The organism is Embleya sp. NBC_00896 (assembly GCF_045207785.1).
Lineage (GTDB): Bacteria > Actinomycetota > Actinomycetes > Streptomycetales > Streptomycetaceae > Embleya.
On sequence record NZ_CP108776.1, the window covers coordinates 7,030,688 to 7,052,576 of the forward strand.

General features: G+C 69.6%; 19 protein-coding genes. 9 read left to right on the forward strand and 10 right to left on the reverse strand.

Annotated features, from left to right (window positions below):
- Nucleotides 1-108 precede the first annotated feature (108 nt).
- The 5 genes from OG928_RS31350 (at nucleotide 109) to OG928_RS31370 (ending at nucleotide 9,582) form a co-directional block, all read left to right on the forward strand.
- Nucleotides 109-7,143 (forward strand): polymorphic toxin-type HINT domain-containing protein, encoded by a 7,035-nt coding sequence (locus OG928_RS31350; RefSeq protein ID WP_406290039.1) that lies wholly within the window; start codon nucleotides 109-111, stop codon nucleotides 7,141-7,143.
- A gap of 133 nt (nucleotides 7,144-7,276) precedes the next feature.
- Nucleotides 7,277-7,741 (forward strand): DUF4265 domain-containing protein, encoded by a 465-nt coding sequence (locus OG928_RS31355; protein ID WP_406290041.1) that lies wholly within the window; start codon nucleotides 7,277-7,279, stop codon nucleotides 7,739-7,741.
- Between the two features lie 438 nt (nucleotides 7,742-8,179).
- Nucleotides 8,180-8,590 (forward strand): hypothetical protein, encoded by a 411-nt coding sequence (locus OG928_RS31360; RefSeq protein WP_406290043.1) that lies wholly within the window; start codon nucleotides 8,180-8,182, stop codon nucleotides 8,588-8,590.
- 167 nt (nucleotides 8,591-8,757) lie between these two features.
- Nucleotides 8,758-9,108 carry a hypothetical protein gene (locus OG928_RS31365; protein ID WP_406290045.1) on the forward strand — a complete coding sequence of 117 codons (351 nt, stop codon included), beginning with the start codon at nucleotides 8,758-8,760 and terminating at the stop codon, nucleotides 9,106-9,108.
- Between the two features lie 63 nt (nucleotides 9,109-9,171).
- Nucleotides 9,172-9,582 (forward strand): VOC family protein, encoded by a 411-nt coding sequence (locus tag OG928_RS31370; RefSeq protein ID WP_406290047.1) that lies wholly within the window; start codon nucleotides 9,172-9,174, stop codon nucleotides 9,580-9,582.
- Nucleotides 9,583-9,639: 57 nt separating this feature from the next.
- Here the strand turns inward: OG928_RS31370 and OG928_RS31375 are convergent, their stop codons facing one another.
- The 7 genes from OG928_RS31375 to OG928_RS31405 are packed head-to-tail and all read right to left on the reverse strand — an operon-like array spanning nucleotide 9,640 to nucleotide 16,816.
- Complete coding sequence (locus OG928_RS31375; protein ID WP_406290049.1) at nucleotides 9,640-10,152, reverse strand: hypothetical protein; 513 nt, start codon at nucleotides 10,150-10,152, stop codon at nucleotides 9,640-9,642.
- A gap of 33 nt (nucleotides 10,153-10,185) precedes the next feature.
- Nucleotides 10,186-11,667, reverse strand: a complete 1,482-nt coding sequence (locus OG928_RS31380; RefSeq protein WP_406290051.1) for an ATP-binding protein — start codon at nucleotides 11,665-11,667, stop codon at nucleotides 10,186-10,188.
- A gap of 15 nt (nucleotides 11,668-11,682) precedes the next feature.
- On the reverse strand, nucleotides 11,683-12,342 hold the full coding sequence (locus OG928_RS31385; protein WP_406291313.1) for a response regulator transcription factor: 660 nt from the start codon (nucleotides 12,340-12,342) through the stop codon (nucleotides 11,683-11,685).
- The gene (locus OG928_RS31390; RefSeq protein WP_406290053.1) at nucleotides 12,228-13,307 is read right to left on the reverse strand and encodes a hypothetical protein; all 1,080 of its coding nucleotides are present in this window, start codon (nucleotides 13,305-13,307) and stop codon (nucleotides 12,228-12,230) included. The genes OG928_RS31385 and OG928_RS31390 overlap by 115 nt, the downstream gene beginning before the upstream one ends.
- 49 nt (nucleotides 13,308-13,356) lie before the next feature.
- Nucleotides 13,357-14,577, reverse strand: coding sequence for an ABC transporter permease (locus OG928_RS31395; RefSeq protein ID WP_406290055.1), 1,221 nt, complete (start codon nucleotides 14,575-14,577; stop codon nucleotides 13,357-13,359).
- A complete protein-coding gene (locus OG928_RS31400) occupies nucleotides 14,574-15,329 on the reverse strand; it encodes an ABC transporter ATP-binding protein (protein ID WP_406290057.1) in 756 nt (251 codons plus the stop codon). The genes OG928_RS31395 and OG928_RS31400 overlap by 4 nt, the downstream gene beginning before the upstream one ends.
- Nucleotides 15,326-16,816: an efflux RND transporter periplasmic adaptor subunit gene (locus tag OG928_RS31405; protein WP_406290059.1), complete on the reverse strand. Its 1,491-nt coding sequence runs from the start codon at nucleotides 16,814-16,816 to the stop codon at nucleotides 15,326-15,328. The genes OG928_RS31400 and OG928_RS31405 overlap by 4 nt, the downstream gene beginning before the upstream one ends.
- A 271-nt stretch (nucleotides 16,817-17,087) precedes the next feature.
- Here OG928_RS31405 and OG928_RS31410 point away from each other — a divergent pair, with 271 nt between their 5' ends.
- Nucleotides 17,088-17,699 carry a hypothetical protein gene (locus OG928_RS31410; RefSeq protein WP_406290060.1) on the forward strand — a complete coding sequence of 204 codons (612 nt, stop codon included), beginning with the start codon at nucleotides 17,088-17,090 and terminating at the stop codon, nucleotides 17,697-17,699.
- Nucleotides 17,700-17,899: 200 nt separating this feature from the next.
- Here OG928_RS31410 and OG928_RS31415 read toward each other — a convergent pair whose 3' ends face one another.
- Together OG928_RS31415 and OG928_RS31420 are read right to left on the reverse strand one after the other, a co-directional pair.
- Nucleotides 17,900-18,463: a hypothetical protein gene (locus OG928_RS31415; RefSeq protein ID WP_406290062.1), complete on the reverse strand. Its 564-nt coding sequence runs from the start codon at nucleotides 18,461-18,463 to the stop codon at nucleotides 17,900-17,902.
- Nucleotides 18,463-18,867, reverse strand: a complete 405-nt coding sequence (locus tag OG928_RS31420) for a hypothetical protein (protein ID WP_406290063.1) — start codon at nucleotides 18,865-18,867, stop codon at nucleotides 18,463-18,465. The genes OG928_RS31415 and OG928_RS31420 overlap by 1 nt, the downstream gene beginning before the upstream one ends.
- 158 nt (nucleotides 18,868-19,025) lie before the next feature.
- On the opposite strand from OG928_RS31420, the gene OG928_RS31425 reads away from it, so the two are divergent.
- Nucleotides 19,026-19,802 (forward strand): VOC family protein, encoded by a 777-nt coding sequence (locus OG928_RS31425; protein WP_406290065.1) that lies wholly within the window; start codon nucleotides 19,026-19,028, stop codon nucleotides 19,800-19,802.
- An 88-nt stretch (nucleotides 19,803-19,890) separates the two neighbouring features.
- Nucleotides 19,891-20,577 (forward strand): TIGR00266 family protein, encoded by a 687-nt coding sequence (locus tag OG928_RS31430; protein WP_406290068.1) that lies wholly within the window; start codon nucleotides 19,891-19,893, stop codon nucleotides 20,575-20,577.
- A gap of 9 nt (nucleotides 20,578-20,586) precedes the next feature.
- On the opposite strand, the gene OG928_RS31435 is transcribed toward OG928_RS31430, so the two are convergent.
- A complete protein-coding gene (locus OG928_RS31435) occupies nucleotides 20,587-21,348 on the reverse strand; it encodes an AraC family transcriptional regulator (protein WP_406291314.1) in 762 nt (253 codons plus the stop codon).
- Nucleotides 21,349-21,402: 54 nt separating this feature from the next.
- Between OG928_RS31435 and OG928_RS31440 the strand changes: the two genes are divergently transcribed.
- The gene (locus OG928_RS31440; protein WP_406290070.1) at nucleotides 21,403-21,849 is read left to right on the forward strand and encodes a hypothetical protein; all 447 of its coding nucleotides are present in this window, start codon (nucleotides 21,403-21,405) and stop codon (nucleotides 21,847-21,849) included.
- The last annotated feature ends 40 nt before the right edge of the window (nucleotides 21,850-21,889 follow it).

Sequence of the window (21,889 nt, forward strand, 5' to 3'; positions counted from 1 at the left end):
CCTGCGAATAACTTGCTGTTTGGAGTCGAAGAGATACATAAGAGTGATTCATGTGAGTTTAAATATATAGTTTATGAAAAGTAAAGTGATCTAAGTCATCTCGCATTCTTGGGCTGGCTTTTCTGGGGTGTGCTCCGGCAGGATCTGGCTCGTCTTTTGTGGCGCGGGCACTGGGGAATGCCCGCCGGGGTGGGGGTTTTCGTGCCGTTCGTGGATGAGACCGGGCTTCGTCGCGCCCGCGATCGTAGAGAAGAGCCGCGGGAAGTCGGTCGAGTTCGGCGCGTCGTGGCGCTGCGTGTCACGGCGGTGTGCGTTGCGATGCTGATGACCGCGACCCTGATCACAGCGCAGGCCGCCGCTGCGACCCGACCCCCTCGCGGTGGGGTCGAGCTTCCCGATCTAAGGTTGGAGAAGCCGGTCTCGGGGACCGAAAGCACGGCCGAGTTCACTCCGGAACCGACTCCCGATCAGGAATACAAACTCGACCGGACGGCCGCTCCGGACGGTGGTACCGGTGTCATCGCCATCGGCGACGAACCGGCCGCTGGATCGGCGGCCAAGGGTGCACGCGCCACCGCCGAGCCCGACCTGCGCCAGGTCGGGCAACTCCCGGTGTTCCTCGGGCCGGCCGCCGCCGTCAACACGGCTGCACGCTCCGCAGCGGCTGAGGAGCCTGTAACACCGGCAGGTACCTGGAGCGTCACTGTCTCCACCCGCGAGGCCACCGAAGCCGCGGGCATCGACGGCGTGCTGATGCGACTCGACCCGAGTCCCGACGCTACTGCGGTTCAACTCGCCCTGAACTACCAGGCGTTTGAGAAGCTATACGGCGCGTCCTGGGGCTCGCGGCTCCGTCTGGTGCAGTTTCCCGAGTGTTTTCTGACCACCCCGGATGTCGATGGCTGCGCCGAGCCGATCGACCTCGGATCCACCAACGACGCCAAGAGCGACCGGGTCAGCACCACGATCGATCCGACCCTCGCGACCCCGCCGGGCGCCGGCGGTACGGCGCTGCGCGCGGCGGCCGGCGGCGCGATGGTCGTTGCCGCGACGGGTGGCGGTGAGGGTAACGCGGGTGACTACGGAGCCACCTCGTTGCAGCCCACGGGCACCTGGGCAGCCGGTAGTTCGTCGGGTGATTTCTCCTGGCAGTATCCGCTGTCCATTCCCCCGGTCGCAGCGACCCTCAAGCCCGAAATCTCACTTGGCTACTCGTCACAGTCGTTGGACGGGCGAACGTCTACCACGAATAACCAGGCGTCCTGGCTCGGCGATGGGTGGGACTACCAGCCCGGCTTTGTCGAACGCGCTTACCAGAGCTGCGAAGAGGACAAGGGCAACGGGGCGAACAATCCCAAGACGACCGGCGACTTGTGCTGGTACTCCGACAACGCAGTGCTGTCGCTGGGTGGTTCCACGATTCCGCTACTGAAGACTCCTGCCGGAGAATGGCGGCCGGTCAAGGACGACGGGACCCGAGTACAGCGCGGCAACGACGCGCCGAGCAACGGCGACAACGACGGCGAGAACTGGATCGTCACGACTCCGGACGGGACTCGATACCACTTCGGTCGCAACCGCCTACCAGGCTGGGCGATGGGTAAGCCGGAGACGAACTCGGTGTTCACCGTTCCCGTGTTCGGCAATCACGCGGGTGAAATCTGCCACCAAGCGGCCTTCGCGGACTCGTCCTGCAACCAGGCATGGCGGTGGAACCTCGACTACGTCGAGGACACGCGTGGGAACTCCATGGCGCTGTACTGGCAGAAGGAGAGCAACCACTACGCCAAGAACAGCAAGACCAAAACCCCGGTCTCCTACGACCGCGCCGGTTACCTCGAGCGCATCGACTACGGCCTGCGGAAGGAGAACGCCTACGTGGTGGCGCCCGCTCGGGTCACGTTCACCACGGCCGAACGTTGCATCGTTACCGATACGTTCAACTGCGCCCCGGAACGCTTCACCAAGAAGGGGCAGGACGCCAAGCAGTGGCCGGACGCGCCTTCCGACACCTACTGTGGTGCGACCGGAAAGTGCTTCGTTTCCGCGCCGACGTTCTGGTCGCGTAAGCGCCTGACCATGGTCACCACACAGGTCACCACGGGGGCGGGCGTGAACGAGTACCGCATGGTCGACTCCTGGGAGTTCAAGCACGGGTTCCAGGACACCCGCTACGACACGAGCCCGCCGCTGTGGCTCGAATCGATCACACGGACCGGTCGCGGACCGGACGGTGGCACGCTGTCGTTGCCCCCGGTGACCTTCTACGCCAACGCGGATCCGATGCCGAACCGCGTTTCGGCCCCCACCGACGATCGACCCGGATTCGAGCGACTACGGGTCGCGGCTATCCATACCGAAACCGGTGGTGGCGTTCGGGTCCGGTATTCCGCGCCGTGTGACCCCGCCGCCCCCAAGCCGGTTGCGCACGAGAACACCAGCCGCTGCTTTCCAGTCATGTGGCAACCGGGCGATGAGGGTGAAGCCAAGAAGCCGGAGTGGTTCAACAAGTACGTCGTGGAGCAGGTCGACGAGGAGGACTTCGTTGGTGGAGGCCCCGCCGAATCAACCCGATACGAATACGCCGACGGCGCCGCTTGGGCCAAGGACGACAGTGAGTTCAGCAAGCCCAGTCAACGCACGTGGAGCGATTGGCGCGGCTATGGCCGGGTGATCGTCCGCAACGGTGCCACCAACGCGAGCGACGGTTCGGTCGCGACCAAGTCCGAGTACCGATTCTTCCGCGGTATGCACGGTGATCCGCTGCCGTCGGGCTCCCGCTCTGTCGCGGTCAAGGACTCCACGGGCGCAACCATCGCCGACGACCTGCTGCCCTATCAGGGCATGACCGCCGAGAGCATCACCTTCCTCGGAGACGGCCAGGGCGTCAGCAGCCGTCAGGTCGTCACCCCTTGGTCGCGCTCGAACGCCACCCAAACCCGCCCTGGGCTACCGGATCTGAAGGCCTATCAATCCGGCACCAACACCACTGCTACTACGACCCACATCAGTGGTGGACGCACCCGGACTGTGCGGGAGAGCACCACTGTCGATGCCGTCCACGGCGTTCCGATCCAGGTCGAGAACCTCGGCGACATGGACGTCACCGGCGACGAGACCTGCAAGGTGACCACGTACGCGCACAACACGAGCGCGAACATCATCGGCCCGTCCAGTCAAGAGCGCACCACCGCCGGGCTGTGTTCGGCGGCGGCGGGCGTCGGCCCCGATCGGATCATCGAGGACCACCGCAGGTTCTTCGACGGTGGGGCGTTCGGTGTCGCACCGACCCGGGGCGAGGTCAGCAAGACCGAGCAGATCAACGGTTCCGGCGTCGGATACTCGACGACCGCCGAGACGACGTACGACGACTTCGGCCGTGCCATCAAGGTCACCGACGCTGACGGCAAGGACACCCTCACCGCGTACACCCCGGCCACCGGCGGTACCCCGTCGCAGATGGTTGTCACCAACCCGCTGGGTCACAAGGTCACCACCACGTTCGATACGGGTCGTGGCACAGCGACCGCGAAGACCGATGCGAACGATCGAGTCACCCGCACCGAGTACGACGCCCTGGGACGTCTGGTCAAGGTCTGGCAGCCGGGACGTTCCGGTGGGAACCAATCTCCGAACACCGAGTACGAATACCTCGTCCGTGCCAACAAGCCCACGGTCGTCACCTCGAGGGCGGTCCGCGACGACGGTGCCTACACGGCCTCGAAGACCCTGTATGACGGCCTCCTGCGCATTCGGCAGAATCAGGTCGAGGCCGTGGGCCAGGGCCGCTTGGTCGAGGACCGGTTGTATAACGCGAATGGCACCGTCCGCCGGGCGAACGCCAAGTACCTCGCGAATGGCGAGCCTGCGGACGCCCTCTACATCCCCACGAGCAATACCGAATTGCGTTCCTGGAGCGAGACCAAGTACGACGGGCTCGACCGCGCTGTGAAGGTCGAAACCTGGTATGGCGGTGGACTGGCCCCCGATCACTGGAGCAGCACGGAATACGGCGGCGACTACACGCTGACCGTGCCCCTGGCCGGCGGGATCGCGAGTCGGTCCTGGACGGATGCGCTCGGTCGCGCCGTCAGACTCGACCAGTTCACAGATGCCACACGAACCGAGTTCAGCCAGACCCGCTACGAGTACGATCTGCGCGGCGACCGCGTGAAATCAGTCGACGCCGCCGGCAACGTGTGGACCAGCCGTTACGACGCGCGCGGGCAACTCCTGGAGACCACGGATCCGGATAAGGGTCACGCAACGTTCGGCTACGACAACGCCGGTCGGCAGGTCACCGTGACGGATGCCCGCAACCTGACCACGGCGACCGTCTACGACGGTCTCGGCCGAAAGACATCACTGCGGGCCGGGGACTCGAACGGTGCCAAGCACGCCGAGTGGACCTATGACACCCTCGCCAAGGGCTTGCTGACCGCGTCCATCCGCTACACGGATGGGCAGACGTACCGCAACGAGGTCACCGGGTACACCGCCGATTACCTGCCCACCGGCCGCAAGACTGTCATTCCGGCTCGGGAAGGCCCGCTGGCCGGGGAGTACGTGTACGGCTATACCTACACCCCGACCGGTAAGAACGAGGAGACGCTGCTTCCAGCCGCCGGGGGGCTGGGATCCGAGAAGGTCGTCACCCGCTACAACGCCGATGGTTTGGCGCTGACCACCTCCGGCCATGGGTGGTACACCTCGGACACGATCTACAGCCCATATGGCGATGTCCTGCGAACCCAGTCCGGGACCGCGCCGCGGCGCGTGTGGACCACGAACTTCTACGACGAGCGCACCGGTGACCTGGCCGAGACCGCGACCCATCGCGAGGTCGGGGCTCACCTGGTCAACGACACCTTCTACGCATACGACAAGAGCGGCAACGTCACTTCCCAGGAAGACCGCACACCCGGCACCGACGGCAGCATCGTCAAAGACGTCCAGTGCTTCGGCTACGACGCCCGTCGGCAACTCACCCAGGCATGGACCTCCGTCGACCGGTGCGTAACGGCACCGACCACCGGCGCCGAAGGGTCCGTCGGCGGTCCCGACCCGTACTGGCGTACGTACGGTTTCGACGCCATCGGCAACCGGACAAGCGAGACCCTGCACGATCCGACAGGCGATGTCGGCAAGAACATCAACCGTGCCTTCACATACGCGCCCGGAGCCGCCGGTGTCACGCACAAGTTGACGTCGGTCATCTCGACCGGTCCCGGTGGCGAGCGCCTGAACACCTACGGATACGACGACGCGGGCAACACCACCTCTCGCCAAGAGGCCGGCAGCACACAGAGCCTGACTTGGGATCAGGAAGGCAGGCTGAACAAGGTCGTCGATCCGGAGACGGGAAGTACCGAGTTCGTCTACGACGCCGACGGCAATCGCCTGATCCGCAAGACCGCAACCGGGAGCACGCTGTTCCTCGGCGAGACCGAGGTCACCGCGACACTCGACGGCAGGGTCACCGGTGATAGGTACTACAGTCGACCGGGGGCGCCGACGCTGGTACGCACGAGCGGCGCTGGAGCGATCCTGTCCGTGCTGGTCGCGGACGAGCACGGTACCGCGACCACGGCGATCAGCACCGATAGCGGCATGACCGTACAACGCCGCAAGATCACCCCGTTCGGCGAGGACCGCGGCGCGGCCCCTCAACTGTGGCCCGGCAAGCGCGGCTTCGTGGACGGCCAGATCGACGACACCATCGGCCTGACTCACCTCGGCGCCCGGGAGTACGACACCGCCCTCGGCAGATTCATCACCGTCGACCCGGTGCTCGATCTCGGTGATCCGCTGCAGATGAACCCGTACATCTACGGCAACAACAACCCCTTGACATTCTCCGACGCCGACGGCCTATGGCCCAAGATCAAGATGCCAAAGGTCGTCAAGAGCGCGGTCAACAAGGTGAAGGAGACCGTCAAGGAGGTAGCTCCGGTCGCCCATATCGCTCTCGACGTCGCAGGCATGGTCCCGGTCATCGGAGAAGCCGCCGACCTTGTGAATGCCGGCCTGTACGCGGCCGAGGGCGACTGGACGAACGCCGCGTTGTCCGCCGCCGGGGCGATTCCGATCGCGGGCAACGCCGTTACCGCGGCCAAGACCGCGAACAAGGCGGTCGACGCGGGTCAGGCCATCGCCAAGAACGCCGATACGGCCGGCGATCTGTCGAAGGCCGCACCGCCCGTCAAGGCCGGCCCGAAGGACGGCCCCAACGGGGGTGTGGACAACACCGTCCGCAATGAGACCCGGACCTCCTGCAACAGCTTTGCCCCGGACACCCGGGTGTTGATGGGGGATGGGACGACCAAGCCCATCGTCGAGATCAGGGTGGGCGACGAAGTCCTCGCCGCCGATCCCGAGTCCGGTGAGCAGGGGGCACGCGAGGTCGTGGCCACGGTTGGCGGCGATCGCCTCAAGGGCGTCGTGGAGATCACGGTGATCGGTGCGGAGGCTCCGTCGTCGACCACGTTGCGACGGACGTTGATCGCCACCGAGGGCCATCCGTTCTGGGTCCCGGAGATGGGTGCCTGGGTGCCCGCGGGCGAACTGGAGCCGGGGCAACTGCTGCTCGATGTCGAGGACTCCCCGGTCGAGGTCATCGATGTTCGGGAAGCCGGGGAACGCGCGGATGTTCGAAACCTGACCGTCGAGGACCTGCACACCTACTTCGTGGTGGCCGGGGATGCTTCGCTGCTCGTCCACAACGTCAACCAACCTCTCAACGGGGTCTGCGGCCCCAATAATGAACCGATCTACCCCATTCCGTACGGCAGTGCGGGCGGGAACGGCGCGGGCCAGATAATCAGGGACAGCGATAGAGTCGACTACAACGTCGGAGTCCGCGGCACCAACGCGCTTCCCCGGCCGATGTGCTCTTGGTGCCGAGTGAACCCGGCGCAAGCCGTGGACCACGTTCGTGCGCGAAATCGACAGGGCGACCTGACGGACCAAAACCTGACCCCCGCATGCAGGGCATGCAATTCCTCCAAGCGAGACTGGCCGACCCCACTGAACGCTCCGAGGAATTACCCGGCCACACTGGCCTGGCCGCCACCACACTGGGGATTCCTGCTGCTGCTCTCATGGCGGCTGAGATTCACGGGTATGCTCCGATTCTTCCGCTGACCGGAATCACGGCGCCACCGGAAGTCGGATAATATGGATCGCCCCCTCTTCTGGACGAGGGGGCGATTCGTTTTACTTGATGATTGGAAAAGAGGAGCATATGTCCCATGGGAAAGACCGGCGTGTGTCGGTCATGGAATTCTCCGGAACGGTCATTCAACATGAGGACCCGGTAGGGAGGGCCGCCCGGAACCACATGGTGTACATGGTTCTCGACGGTGAACCCGAGTGGCGCGAGCAACTGTGGACCGTGAAGGTCGACAAGGGCATTTTCAAGATTGCTTGTCTGCCGTTCTTCACCCGGGGGATCTACCTGAACGACGTCGTCGCGGTGGATCCGGAGGGTTTCGTTTTCGGACTGGTCGAGAAGTCCGGCCATTGTCTGGTCCGCGCCGCACTGAAGCTGGATCATCCGCAACTCGAGGATACGCACGGCGAATTGCACGACCATCTCGTGCGACTCGGCCTCCCGCACGAATGGTTGAGAGGGACTTATTTCTCGGCGGACGTGGCTCCCGACGCCGATCCGAGCCAGGTCATCGAGATTCTCGGGTCCTACGCCGCCCAGGGCAAGCTCACCTGGGAACTTGAGAGCTGACCGGGGCCTTTTGCCGCCGGGCCCGGCCCCGACGGCCGGGCACGATCGACGGGCCCGAGCCCGATGATCGAACACCAGGGTCACCGACATTGCTTGCTTCGTTGCGGACCCGGTCGAAGTGGGAGGTCGGGCCGCCAAGAGCGCGAGTGCGAACACCACCGCGGACGCGGGTCTGAAGCAGGTCGCCGGGCTTCCGGTCCTGATCGGCCCCGCGGCTGCCCAGGCCGGCATCGCCGCTCGCTCGGCCGAAGACGCGCCTTCGTCCGACCCCGGCGGTAGTTGGACGGTCACCGTCTCCGACCGGGCCGCCACCGAGGCCGCCGGCATCGACGGTGTGCTGATGAAGCTGGAGCCGAGCCCCGACGCCACCGCGGTGCAACTCGCCTCCAGGGCTGGCGATGGAACCTCGACTACGTCGAGGACACCCATGGCAACGCCATGGCGGTGTACTGGCAGAAGGAGACCAACCACTACACCAGGAACGGTGTCTTCGCGACCCCGGTCGCCTACGATCGCGCCGCCTACCCCGAGCGCATCGACTACGGCCTGCGGAAGGACAACGTGTTCGGTGTCGCCCCGGCCCGGGTCACCTTCACCACCGCAGAGCGTTGCATCGTCACCGCCACGTTCAACTGCGCGGAGGAGAAATTCACCAAGGGCCAAGACGCCCGGCAATGGCCGGACACCCCCGCCGACACGTACTGCGCGCCCACCGGCAAGTGCTACGTGGGCTCGCCGACGTTCTGGTCGCGCAAGCGCCTCACGATGATCTCCACACAGGTGACCACCGCGCCGGGCGCCAACGAGTACCGCATGGTCGACTCCTGGGAGTCGGAATTCTTCTCATGACCGCACCGGGGAACGACTTGAGCGCTGATCATTCTCTCGAAAGTCTTTGCATTCGCGCTTCGGAGTTGCTACGCAGTTTCGAGGGGTACTTCATCGAACGAGTTTCTGCGACTGTTTGGAGTGGTGAGAGCGCGGTTGATCTGTGGCTTCAGAACGACCCTCGGAAGTTGCAGCTCAGGATCAAGCTCAAAGGAATCGTCGGTGTCACCATTGATGACGCCCTGGATATGGAGAGCGCCTTCGTCGACGAGTATCGAGTGGAGTACGTTCCCGGGGATCCGGAGCTCATCCACTTTCGAGCGGTTGGCCCCATGGCCGTGGACGTGACGGCGAGGAACATCACTGTGGCGGTGGCTCAGTGCCTTGAGGCGCCGGTCGCCTCCGGAACCGACGGGACCGCAGCCGGGGTGCAAGGCGGCGATGGCGGTGCCGGAGCGTGGCCGACCGGCGGCGGGCGCGTGGAGGTGTGTCGGGGTGGGTTGGGGGGAAGTCGGGGAGAGTTTTTGGGCGGCCGATGAGTTTGGGTGTCGGTGGCCGTCTACCTCTTCGGCAGCACTGCGACGTGTGGGATGGGATGGGTCATGGCGACGATGGTCTTTGTGAATTTGCCGGTGAAGGATCTTGGGAAGGCGACTGCGTTCTACGGGGCGCTGGGGTTTGTGCAGAACGCGCAGTTCAGTGATCAGAACGCGAGTTCGTTTGCGATCAGTGACACCATCCACCTGATGGTGCTCGTGGAGCCGTTCTTCAAGACCTTCACCAAGAAGGAGATCGCCGACGCGACGCGGACCACCGAGGCGATCGTGTGTCTGACCGCGGAGAGCCGCGAGGGTGTCGACGAGCTGGTCGAGAAGGCGTTCGCGGCCGGGGCGAAGAAGTCGAACGACACGATGGACGAGGGGTGGATGTACGGCCGCAGCTTCCAGGACCCGGACGGGCACCTGTGGGAGGTCGTGTACATGGACATGACGGCGATGCCCGCGCAGGCCTGAGCGGGCGACGTACCTTTGCGGGCCGGTCCGGCGGGCCGGCCCGCCGGCGTGTTCGGGTCAGCCCGGCAGGAGTGCGCCGATCGCCTCGGCGGTGACCATCCACAGTGGCATGCCGCCGGTGCCGAAGGCGGTGGCCAGGAGGTAGGCGACGGTCGCGTCGGCCGGCAGGGGTGTCGCGGTCCAGTCGACGGTGACCTCGTGGCCCTCGTCGGTGGTGACCACGGCCAGTTCGCCGCCGTTACGGAGGAAGCGGCTGCCGGTCATGCCGTTGGGGATCAGGCGGTAGCGGGTGCCCTCGTGGGTGACGTCGACCCGGTAGGAGCCGCGGGTCAGGTGGCCTCGGGCCGGGCGGACCCGGGCCTGCGAGACGCCGACGGTCATGGTGAGTTCGGCCTGCTTGCGGGTGCCGATGGCGGTGTCCGGGCGCGGCTCGCCGCCCTCGGGGAGTCGGCTGCGGATGTCGCCGGTGGGGACGGCCGCACCGGTGATCTCGACGGCGACGCCGATCTCCAGGTGCACCGTGATTTCGCCGAAGTGCGGGTCGTGCAGGGTGTGCTGATGGTGGGTCACGTGCGGGCTTTCCGGGTGGTCGACGCTACGCGACTACTGTGCCGGCTGTCCTGTCCAGGGGAGTAGTACGCGGAAGGTGGCGCCGGTGCCGGGGGTGGTGTGGATTTCTACTCGGCCGTCGTGGGCGTCCACCAGGGCGGCGACGATGGCCAGGCCCAGGCCCGAGCCGCCGCCGGCCGCGCGGCTGCGGGAGGAGTCGACTCGGTAGAAGCGCTCGAAGACCCGTTGGGCGTCGGCGGGGGCGAGTCCCGGCCCCGCGTCGGTCACCTCCAAGGCCGCGTACGCGTCACCCGGCGCCGCGGTACGGCCCACCGCGATGCGGATCGCGGTGTCGGGCGGGGTGTGCGTCAGCGCGTTGGAGACCAGGTTGGCCACCACCTGGCGCAGCCGCGACTCGTCGCCGGACACGGTCACCGGGTGCGCCGGGCCGCCGTCGAGGCCGGTGAGGGTGACCGCGCGGTCGGGGGCGAGCGTCTTGATGTCGTGCACCGCGTCGGCGGCCAGGATCCGCAGGTCCACCGGCTCGTTGCAGAGCGGGCGTTGCTCGTCCAGGCGGGCGAGTTGCAGGAGGTCCTCGACCAGGCCGCCCATCCGGATCGCCTCGTCCTCGATCCGGCGCATCGTGCGGGCCACCTCGGCCGGGTCGGTGAGCGCGCCCATCCGGTACAGCTCGGCGAAGCCGCGCACGCTGGCCAGCGGCGTGCGCAGCTCGTGCCCGGCGTCGGCGACGAACCGGCGCATCCGGGTCTCCGATTCGGCCCGGGCCGCGAACGCGGTCTCGATCTGCGCCAGCATCCCGTTGATCGACGCGGACAACCGGCCGATCTCCGTACCGGGCGCGGGGACCGGCACCCGATGCGACAGGTCGCCCGCCGCGATCGCCGCCGCCGTCTCCTCGATCCGGCCCAGCGGGCGCAGGCCACCGCGCAGCGCGAACCACCCGGCCGCGGCCAGCACCGCGAGGCAGGTCAGCCCGATCACCAGGCATACGGTGCGCATCCGGTCGACCGTCGCGTCCACGTCGTCGAGCGGCTGGGCCAGCACCACCGTGCCCTCGCCGTTGACCAGCGGCACCGCGAGCACCCGCCACCGGGCGGCACCGGTCAGCGCGCCGGTCTCGAACGGGTGCCGGCCCAGCCGGGCCACCGCGTCCGCGTCCAACGGCGGCAGCCGCGGCCCCAACTCCTCCTCGGCGCCCGGCGAGCGGAGCCGCTGGCGGGTGGCCCCGTCCGGGTACAGGTACTCGGCCACGATCCGGCTCGGCAGGACTCCCGGGGCGCGGGCCCGGCTGCCGCCCCCGGGCCCGCCGTGCTGCTCTCCGGCGGCCTCCGGCGGCCGGAACGACAGTCCCCGCGCGGCCTGGTCCAACTGCCGGTCCACCTGATCGGTGAGGTACCCGCGCAGCGAACCCACCACGACCGTCTCGCTGACCAGCAGCGCCACCGCGACCAGGGCCATCGCGATGATCAGGACCCGGACGCGCAGCGACGACCGGCCCGGGTGCGGGACCCGCATCGACCCGACCGCCCGTCAGGCCGCGGCCGGCGGGCGGCGCAGCACATACCCGACGCCGCGCACGGTGTGGATCAACTTGCCGCCGCCGACGTCGAGTTCGACCTTGCGCCGCAGGTAGCTGATGTACGACTCGACGATGCTCAGGTCGCCGCCGAAGTCGTACTGCCAGACGTGGTCCAGGATTTGGGTCTTGGAGACGACTCGGCCGGTGTTGAGCATCAGATAGCGCAGCAGCTTGAACTCGGTGGGGGACAGCGACACCGGGCGGCCGGCGCGCAGGACCTCGTGGCCGTCGGGGTCGAGTTCGAGGTCGGCGACCACGATCCGGTTCGAGGGGACGGGTACGCCGGCGCCGCCGTCCACCCGGCGCAGGACCGCGTGGATGCGGGCGATCAGCTCCTCCAGGCTGAACGGTTTGGTGACGTAGTCGTCGCCGCCCAGGGTGAGTCCGGTGATCTTGTCCTTCGTGGTGTCCTTCGCGGTCAGGAACAGCACCGGCAGGCGGGTGCCGTCCGCGCGCAGCCGGCGGACCACCTCGAAGCCGTCCAGGTCCGGCAGCATCACGTCCAGGACGACCAGGCCGGGCCGACAACGCGCGACCGCCGCGAGGGCGTCGGCGCCGTCGGCCGCCGAATCGACCTCGAAGCCGGCGAAGCGCAGGCTCGCGGACAGCAGTTCGCGGATGTTGGGCTCGTCGTCGACGACGAGGAGCCGGGCGCGTTCGGGGCCGCCGGCGGTGGCCACGTCAGCGCGCTCCGCCGGTCGCGGTTCCGCCGCCTGCGGCGCCCGACCCGCCCGCGCCACCGGCCCCGCCCGGCGCCCGTCCCGCCGAAGCCGCCGGCCCCGGTTCGGCCCGCGCCGGCCGTGCCCTCGGTGACCGCGGTCGCCGCCACTGAGCCGTCGGCGCCGGTCTCGCCGCGCACCACGACGGTGTCGCCCGGCTTGAGGTCGACGGTCCTGCCGTCCCGGGTGACCTGGATCTTCGTTCCGGCGTCGGTCTTCACCTTGACGATGTTGCCGGTCGAATCTGAGACGTAGATGAAAGAGTCGTCCACCACCTTCACCGTCCCGGTCGTGACCGCCGAGGCCGCGCCGCCGGTCTGTCCCGCGCCCGGCTGGGCCGCACCGCCCGGCTGCGCCTGGGCCGCGCCGCCGGACGCCCGCCCGCCGTACGGTGTTCCGCCACCCGGCTGCGCGCCCGCCCGGGCGCCGTCGGCCGCCGGGCTCGCCCCGCCGTCGTGGTCCTTCTGTACCTCGACCCCGGCCAGGAAACCGACGGCGAGGAAAGCCCCCGCGCCCAGCGCCAGCGTCATCGCGGGCAGTTTCCGGCGCGGCGGGGCCGCGAGTTCGTCGGCGACGTCGCGCGCGGCCGGCGGCCGGCCCAGGATGTCCTCGGGCGACTCGTCGAGGACGGGATCCGGATCGCCGGGGAAGGACCCATCTGCGGATCGGGGCTCGGCGCGGAATCCACCGACGAACCCGATCTCGGCCGCCGGCGCGTTCGCCGCGGGCTCCGGGTCGGGCGGCCGGGTGTCGGACGGCCGTACGCCGAGCGGCCGCGTGTCGGACGGTTGTACGTCGAGCGGCTGCACGTCGAGCGGCCGGGTGTCGGACGGGTCGAGGCTGGGCTTGGGCTGCATGGTCTGGCTTCTCCTCCTGGAACAACGGCGGCGGCGGGGCGTCGGTCGGTCACTCGTGCCGCAGCGCCTCGATCGGGCGCAGCGCGGCCGCCCGCGCGGCCGGATAGCCCCCGAAGAACAGCCCGATCGCGACCGACACGGCGAACGACCCGAGCACCGAACTCGGTACGACCACCGGCTCGATCCCGACCACCTCGAAGCGCGCCGCGAACAGTCCGGCGGCGACCCCCAGGCCGCCGCCGAGTACCGACAGCAGCGTCGACTCGGCCAGGAACTGGCCCAGGATCGCGCCGCGCGGCGCGCCGATCGCCTTGCGGATCCCGATCTCCCGGGTCCGCTCGGCGACCGTCACGAGCATGATGTTGGTGATCCCGATCCCGCCGACCAGGAGTGAGATCGCCGCGACGGCCGCGAGCAGCACAGTGAAGGTCTTGTTGGTCTCGTCGTTGGCGCTCAGCAGCGACTGCTGATTGGTGATCCGGAAGTCGCTCTGGCTCGAACTCGTGATCTTGTGCCGGTTGTTCAGGATCGAGGTGACCTCGTCCTGGGCGAACGCGGTGTCGTCCGAGGAGGTCGCCTGTACCGCGATCGATCCGAGCGAGCCGTAGCCGGTCAGGCCGTCGCGCATGGTGGTCACCGGCAACACGATCGTGTCGTCGGAGTCCGCCGCACCGTTGCCGCCCTTGGTCCGCAGCACGCCCGCGACCCGGAACGGCACGCCGCCGACCAGGATTTCCTTGTCGATCGGGTCCTCGGTACCGAAGACGTTCTCGACCGTGGTGCTGCCCAGGATCGCGACCTTGCGGCGGGCGGTGACGTCGTCCGTGCCGAACAGCGTGCCCCGGGCCAGGTCGTGGTTGGTGGTCGGGAACCAGTCCGGAGTGGTTCCCACGATCTGCGAGACCGTCACCGACTGGCCGCCGTAGCCGACGCTTTGCGACGTGGTCTGGACCGGCGCGGCCGACTTCACATGCGGGGCGAGGGTCTTGTCGACGAGTGCCCGCGCGTCGTCCATCGTGAGGTCCTTGAGCGAGCCGCCCTGTCCCGCCGCGCCGAACCGCCCGCCGCCCGCGGTGTGCGAGACGGTGAGCAGGTTGGTGCCGAGCCGTTCGATGGACGCCTGGACGGACTTGGACGAGCCGTTGCCCACCGCCACGAGCAGGATCACCGCGCCGACCCCGATCAGCACGCCGAGCATGGTCAGCGCGGTCCGGATCCTGTTCGCGGCCAGGCCGAGGACGGCGAACCGGACGATGTCGACGGGGTTCACCCGCGGGCCCCTTCCAAGGGTGCGGTCGCTCCCGACGGTGCGGCCGTACGGCGGTGGTCGGCGACCACCAGGCCGTCGACCAGACGCAGGACGCGTTCGGCGCGGGCCGCGACCTCGTCCTCGTGCGTGATGATCACGATCGTCCGGCCGGCCGCGTGCAGCCGGTCCAGGATGCCGAGCACCTCGGCGGTGCTGTGGCTGTCCAGGTTTCCGGTCGGCTCGTCGGCCAGCAGCAGCGCCGGTGCCGTGACCAGGGCCCGGGCGAGTGCGACGCGTTGCTGCTGGCCGCCGGAGAGTTCGTTGGGCGCGTGCTCGGTACGGTCGGCCAGGCCGACCAGTTCGAGCGCGGCGAGCGCTCGGCGGCGGCGTTCGCGGGCCCGCACCCCGGCGTACGACAGCGGCAGTTCGACCTGGCCCAGCGCGCTGATGCGCGGGATGAGGTTGAACGACTGGAACACGAAGCCGATTCGGCGGTTGCGCACCAGCGCGAGCTGATGCTCGTCCAGCCGGCCGACGTCGAGGCCGTCGAGCAGGTAGCGGCCGGACGTGGGGACGTCCAGGCAGCCCAGGACGTTCATCAAGGTGGACTTGCCCGACCCCGAACTGCCCATGATGGCCACGTACTCGCCGGTCTCGATCCGCAGCTCGATCCCGCGCAGCGCGTGCACGGCGGCCGGGCCGTGTCCGTACGACTTGGTCACCGCGCGGACGTCGATGACCGGTGCGGTGGCGACCGCGCGCCGTTCGCTCATCGGGTCCCACCGCCCGGGAAGCCGCCGCCCCCGGCGCCACCGGGGATGACCCCGCCGCCGCCGAGGCCAGCCCCGCCGGTCGTCCCGCCCCGGGTGGACTGCCCGGACCGGCCGGCGGTCGCGCCGCCGGTCGCGGACACGGCGGTGGTCCCGACCACGATCTCGTCACCCTCGGCCAACCCCGAGACGATCTGCGTCGTCTGATCGCCCACGACCCCCACCGTCACCGTGCGGCGCTGCTCCACGCCGTTCGACAGCACGCGCACCGACGCGGTCGCCCCGGTGCCGGTCACCGCCGCGGACGGCACCTGCAACGCGTTCTCGGCCACCGCGACGATCACCGAGATGTTGGCGGTCTGCCCGGTCCGCAACGAGGACACGTCGCCCTCCAGGGCGATCGTCGCGCCGTATTTGACCGAGCCCGCCGACGCCCCGCCGTCCGGCAGCGGATTCACGCTCACCACCCGGGCGTTGAGCCTGACCGTCGAGTCGACGTTGAGGGTCACCGTGGCGGGTTGGCCGGCCTCGACCTTGCCGGCGTCGGCCTCGGAGAAGGACACCTTGGTCTGCATCCCGGTCGGATTGGCGAGCACGACGAACCCGGACGCGGTGGTGCTCGACCCCGACGAACCGCTCTGTCCCTGGCCGCCGGTCGAGCCGGATGCGCCTCCCGCGCCGCTCGACGACCCCGAGGAGGTCGCGGCCGACGCCGACACCGTGTCGCCGACCTTGCCCGCCACCGACGCCACGACGCCCGCCGACGGCGCCTTGAGTACGCAGCCGGCCAGGACCCGCTGCGCGTCGGCGAGCTTGTTGTCGGCCGTGACCAGCGCCGCCTCGGCCTGAGTCACCGCCGCGGCGTCCACCGTCGTGCTCGGCGTCGGGGTGGCCGTCGCGGCTTTGGTGACGGTGACGGTGACGGTCGGGTGCGGCTGGGCGGCGGGGGTCGACGTGGACCGGGGCGGCGCCGTCGTGGGCGTGGCGGTGGGCACAGCCCCGGACCCGTCGACGGTGCCGCGCAGGACGGTGTTCCGGACGTCCGAGTACTGGTTGCCGCTGCCACCGTCGTTGCCGCCGCCGCCGTTCGGTTGGACCGGTGTGCCCGCGCGGGCCTTGGTCAGGTTGGCCTGCGCCACCGCCACGGCGGACTCCGCCGCGTCGAGCGCCTCCTGCGCCTGGGTCGGGTCGACCTCTGCCAGGACCTGGCCGGCCGTCACCGCGTCGCCGACCTTGACCCGGACCGCGGTGACCTTGCCGGCGGCGGTGAACCCGATTCCCACATCGGACGGCGAGGCCAACGACCCGGTCGCGGAGACCGTCGCCATGACCGTCCCCTTGGTCACCTTGCCCGTGCGGGTCCGCGTGGACGGCGACGATCCACCGCCGTCGTCCACGGCCGCGTAGGCGAAGCCGGCCCCGGTCACCATCGCGGTGGCCAGGGCCAGGTTGATCAGGACCGACTTTCGTCGCAGTCGTACACGCCTCATGGCGGCACAGCCTGGAGGGGACACGTGCCGAAATCCTGACCGCCGCCTGGGAGCGGGCCGGCAACGCGGGGCCGGGTCTCGGGCCACCAGCACCCGTTCGGTACGCCGAAACCGGAACCGATCGGTACAACCGCCGCATGGGGGTACCTCCGGCTCCCAGGGAATTCCCAGGTGACGTGCGGGGTACGGGCAACCGGGCGTGCTTGAGTCCGAGCGGGATTGGGCGGTGCGGCGTCCGGCGCCGAACTCCGAAACGTGTGGGAAGGACGTCATGACGAGGTATCCGGGTCGACCGACGTGGACCACGAGGATGGCGCCGGCCGCCGCCGGGGCGGTCGTGCTCTTGTCGCTGTTGGTGGGGTGTGGGGGGAGCGACGGCAAGAGTACGAGTGCCACGGCGCCGCCGAACGTACCGATCGGCAAGGTGGAGGCGGAGGCGAACACGGAGGCGGCGAAGGCGTACGTCGACTGCCTGCGTGCCAACGGGTTCGCCGTGCCGACCGGCCGCGCGGGCAGCGATCGGCCCACGGGCCGCCCATCGGGGCGTCCGACGTGGTCCGGGGGCGAACGGCCCTCCGGTCTGCCGAGCGGTCGGCCCGAACCGCGCTCGACCGATCCGGTGGTGCGGAAGGCCCAGGAGGCATGCGTGGGGTTGCGGCCGCAGCGGGGGCAGGCGGGCGGTACGGCGGGGCCCGAGCGGGGGCCGAACGAATCGGCCATGAGGGCGTTCGTCGGCTGCCTCAAGGACCACCGGGTCGAGCTGCCATTCGGCGGCATGAGCGCGCTGGATCGCTCCGACTCCAAGGTCGCTGACGCGCTCAAGGTCTGCGAACCGCTCTTGCCTTCGGCGGGGGCCGCGCCGTCGCCTGGCTCTGCCGGTTGACGCCGCTGTCCTCAAGCGCCTGGACCGGCTGGGAGGGTTGTCCTCAAACGCCGGACGGGCTGGAAAGGGTTGTCCTCAAACGCCGGACGGGCTCGAAGGGCTGTCCTCAAGCGCCGGACGGGCTGGAAAGGCTGTCCTCAAGCGCCGGACGGGCTGCTTGTCCTCAAACGCCGGACGGGCTGGGAGGGCTGCGGGGTGCGTTATGCGGCCGGCTCCGAGGTTAGGCGGGGGAGTGGGCAGGCGTTGATGTGGGCGGTCAGTCCCTTTGGTGTGGTGAAGCTCAGGTGGTGTGCCGAGCATGCCTCGTGCTCCGTGCAGGGGTTGGTGAGGATGCCGTCCGGGTCCTCCCACTCGATGTCCCAGATGCGGGAGCCGTGGTGCACCATGTCGGCGTGATTGCCGCGGTGGGCGTAGGTCACCCGAAGCGGGCCGCCGTCCGCGCTGGGGTGCGGCAGCGGACACAGCACGGTGGGCTTGGGCCGCACCTCGGCAACGCTCGCGCCGGCCTCCGGGCCCGCCGGCGCCACCGCCTCCGTGCCGGCCCGTGCTCGGCCGCCGGCCCGGTCCCGCCGGGGCTCGTCGGGCAGATCCCGCCCCCGGTCGTACAGCGCGTGCAGCCGCGCGAGCTCGACATCGCAGCGGCCGCACAGGTCGACGGTTCGCGGCGGCCCGTCGAGCGCGAGCACGCGGCTGACCACGGCCGGCTCGTCCGGCAGGTCGAACAGGTCGCACCAGTCGCAGGTCAGCGCGATGTGCTGGGCCATCAGCGCCCACTCCGGGCGGTCCGAGCCGGCCGAGCGGGCTTCGCCGGCACCGCCCGGCGCTTCGCGGCCCGTTCGTCGGCGGCCGCGATGTCGTGCCGGATGCTGGCCACCCGAAGCACGCCGCGCCCGTCACCGGTGATCCGGCCCTGGCCGGCCGGCATCTGGTAGCCCTCGGGGTAGTCGTAGGTGTTCGACACGATCCGCCCGTACGCGTCCAGAACCTGATGCCGTCGGGTCGGGCAGCGCCGGCAGCGCAGGACGCGGTCGAAGCCGCCGCCGTCGATGACGCGGGCGCTGTGCGGACCCCAGTTGTGGCCCAGTTCCCGGCACAGCAACCACGCGTTGGGGAGTTCCGCCGCGTATGTGGCGACGCGATCCAAGTCGGCTGCGTGAATCTTGCTCATACAAGAACTGTATGTAATTGCAATAAATAGGGCATTTCGTACAGTCGGCATCCCTCCCGCCCGATGAGTTCCGCGGCTCGTCCCGGTCCATCCCTGTAGAGGCGGCATTCGATCCGCACGCCGATCGATTCCATCGATCCACTGGAGAGTGACCCATCATGCTCACGACCGACTACCAGCCCGGCTCCCCGATCTGGCTCGACCTCGCGGTGCGCGACATTCCGGCGGCCGGCGCGTTCTACGGCGGCCTTTTCGGATGGGAGCTGGAGATCACCGGCCCCGAGACCGGCGGCTACGGGATCCTGCGGCTCGACGGGAAGAGCGTCGGCGCGCTCGCCCCGATGACGGACGACAACGCGGCCCCCGCGTGGTCCGTCTACTTCCACACCGCCGACGCGGATGCCACCACCAAGGCGGTCGAGCAGGCCGGCGGCGGCGTGCTGCTGCCGCCGATGGACGTGATGGACCTCGGCCGGATGGCCGGGTACACCGACTCCACGGGGGTCGGCTTCATGGTGTGGCAGCCCGGCACGAGCAAGGGCCTCGAGCTGATCCAGGACATCGGCGCGCTGTGCTGGGTGGAGCTGTACACGCCCGACCGGGTCGCGGCCACCGGCTTCTACCACTCGGTGTTCGGCTGGAACTACCAGGACCTTCCGTCCCCCGCGGGCACGTACAGCCTCGCCTACCCGGGCGAGGACGTGGACCGCATGCACGGCGGCGTCATGACGGTCGACCCGGGGGAGACGGCGCCGCAGTGGCAGGTGTACTTCGGCGTCGACGACTGCGACACCTCGTTCGCCAAGGCGATCGAACTCGGCGCGACCGCGCTCATGGGGCCCGAGGACGTCCCCAACGCCGGCCGACTCGCGATGCTGACCGACCCGTTCGGCGCGCGCTTCGCGATCATCAAGGGGGAGCCGCCGGCCGCGTGATCGTGCGCGTGGACCGCAGGTCCGACGGGGGGACGGCGTCCCCCCGTCGGACCTGTGTGGTGGTGGAGCCGACGGGTACGTTCGGGAAATGAGAGTCGAAGTCAGACACGGCCCCGCGTTCGCCGCCGCCCGCTGCCGACTCGACCCCAAGGAGGCGATGCGCGCCGAGTCCGGCGCGATGATGGCGCACAGCGCGGGCGTGGAGATCTCGGCCAAGGTCGAGGGCGGCCTCATGCGCGGCCTCAAGCGCAGCATGCTCGGCGGCGAGTCGCTCTTCCAGACCACGTTCACCGCACCCGCGCAGGGCGGCTGGGTCGACGTCGCGGCGGCGCTGCCCGGCGACATCGCCAACATCACGCTCACCCCCGACGTGCCCGAGTTCCTGCTGACTCGGACCTGTTGGCTCGCCAACTCGGCCGGCGTGCAGATCGACACGCGCTGGGGCGGGCTGCGCAGCCTGGTCGGCGGCGAGGGCGGCTTCCTCGTGCACGCGTCCGGGCAGGGCGAGGTCGTGCTCGGCTGCTACGGCGCGCTCGACGCGATGGACCTGGAGGCGGGGGAGCAGGTCGTGATCGACACGGGGCACGTGGTCGCGTACTCGCCCACGATCACGTTCGGCACCCGGCGGGCCGCGCGCGGGCGCACCATCGCGTCGATCACCTCCGGCGAGGGTCTGGTCTTCGACTTCACCGGCCCGGGTCGGGTGCTCACCCAGAGCCGTAACCTGTCCGCGTTCGCCGACTTCATCACCGGCCTGCCCGGCGTCCGGGCCTGACCGTCCCGCTCACCCCGCCGCGCGGTGGGCTCCCGGGGTGTCCCCGAACGCGCGGCGGAAGACGTCGATGAACGCGCTCGCGGAGGCCCAGCCACAGCGGTGCGCGACGGTGGTCACCGGGACGTCCTCGGCCAGCAGGCACAGCGCGTGGTGCAGGCGCAGCTGGGTGCGCCACTGCGGGAACGTCATGCCCAGCTCCGCGCCGAACAGCCGGGTCAGCGTGCGCGCGCCGGCCCCGACCCCGGCGCCGAACTCGGCGAGGGTGCGCGAGTCGGCGGGGTCCGCCCTGAGCAGGTCGCAGACCGCGGCCAACCGCGGGTCCCGGGGCATGGGCAGGTGCAGCGCCTGCCGCGGCGTGTGGCGGAGCTGATCGAGCAGCACCGCGCGGATCCGCAGGCCCTCGTCGGTGTGCTCCGCCCCGGGCCGGCTGTACGCGATGATCAGCTCGCGCAGCAGCGGCGCCACCGCGAGCACGGCGGGCCGATCCAGGCCCAGCGGATTGGTGTCGGCGGGAATGCCCACCGCGTGCAGTACGGTCCGCCCGTGCGCGCGGTGCTCGTGCACCGTCCCGGCCGGGATCCACAACGCGCGCGTGGCCGGCGCGACCCAACTCCCGGCGTCCGTGGTCACCGACAGCACACCGCGACCCGCGTACACGATCTGGTGCACGTCGTGCCGATGCGCCCGCACACCGCCGCCGGCGGGCAGGTGGCGGGTGATCGTCGACTCGCCCGACGGGGGCTCGGCCAGGGGTTGGCGGGAGATCGGCATCACCTGGCAGATTATCGGAAGCTCGCCGCCGGCCCGGGATTCGACCATCGAGGGGTGACCGACCCCGAGCGCTCCGAGCCCCCCGGACACCGCCGAAAAGCCGCACCCGCCGCACCCGCCGCACCCGCCGAAGCCGGCGAGCCCGCCGAGCGCGCAGCCATCCCGATGATGGCCATCGGCCACGCCGCGGTGGACTTCTACCAGGGCGCCGTGCCCTGCCTGGTGCCGTTCCTGGTGGCCGAGCGGCTCTCCGCCGGCGGGCTCGGCGCGACCCCCTGGCTGATGGCCCCGGCCGTCGCCGGCGTCCTGGTGACCGCGGCGGTGATCCGCCGGCTCGCCCGGCACGCGGCCGCCGCGCGCGCCGGCGCCCGGGCGAACCGCCCCGACGACTGGCCGGCGTTCCTGCGCCTGTCCGCCGTCATCGTGTGCCGCTCGATCGTGTTCGTCGGTCTCGGCACCTTCATCGCGCTGTTCGCCGAGACAACGCCGCGCCCTCGTTGAGCTCCGGCGACGCTCCGTGCGAGCTCCGGATCGGTTGCGG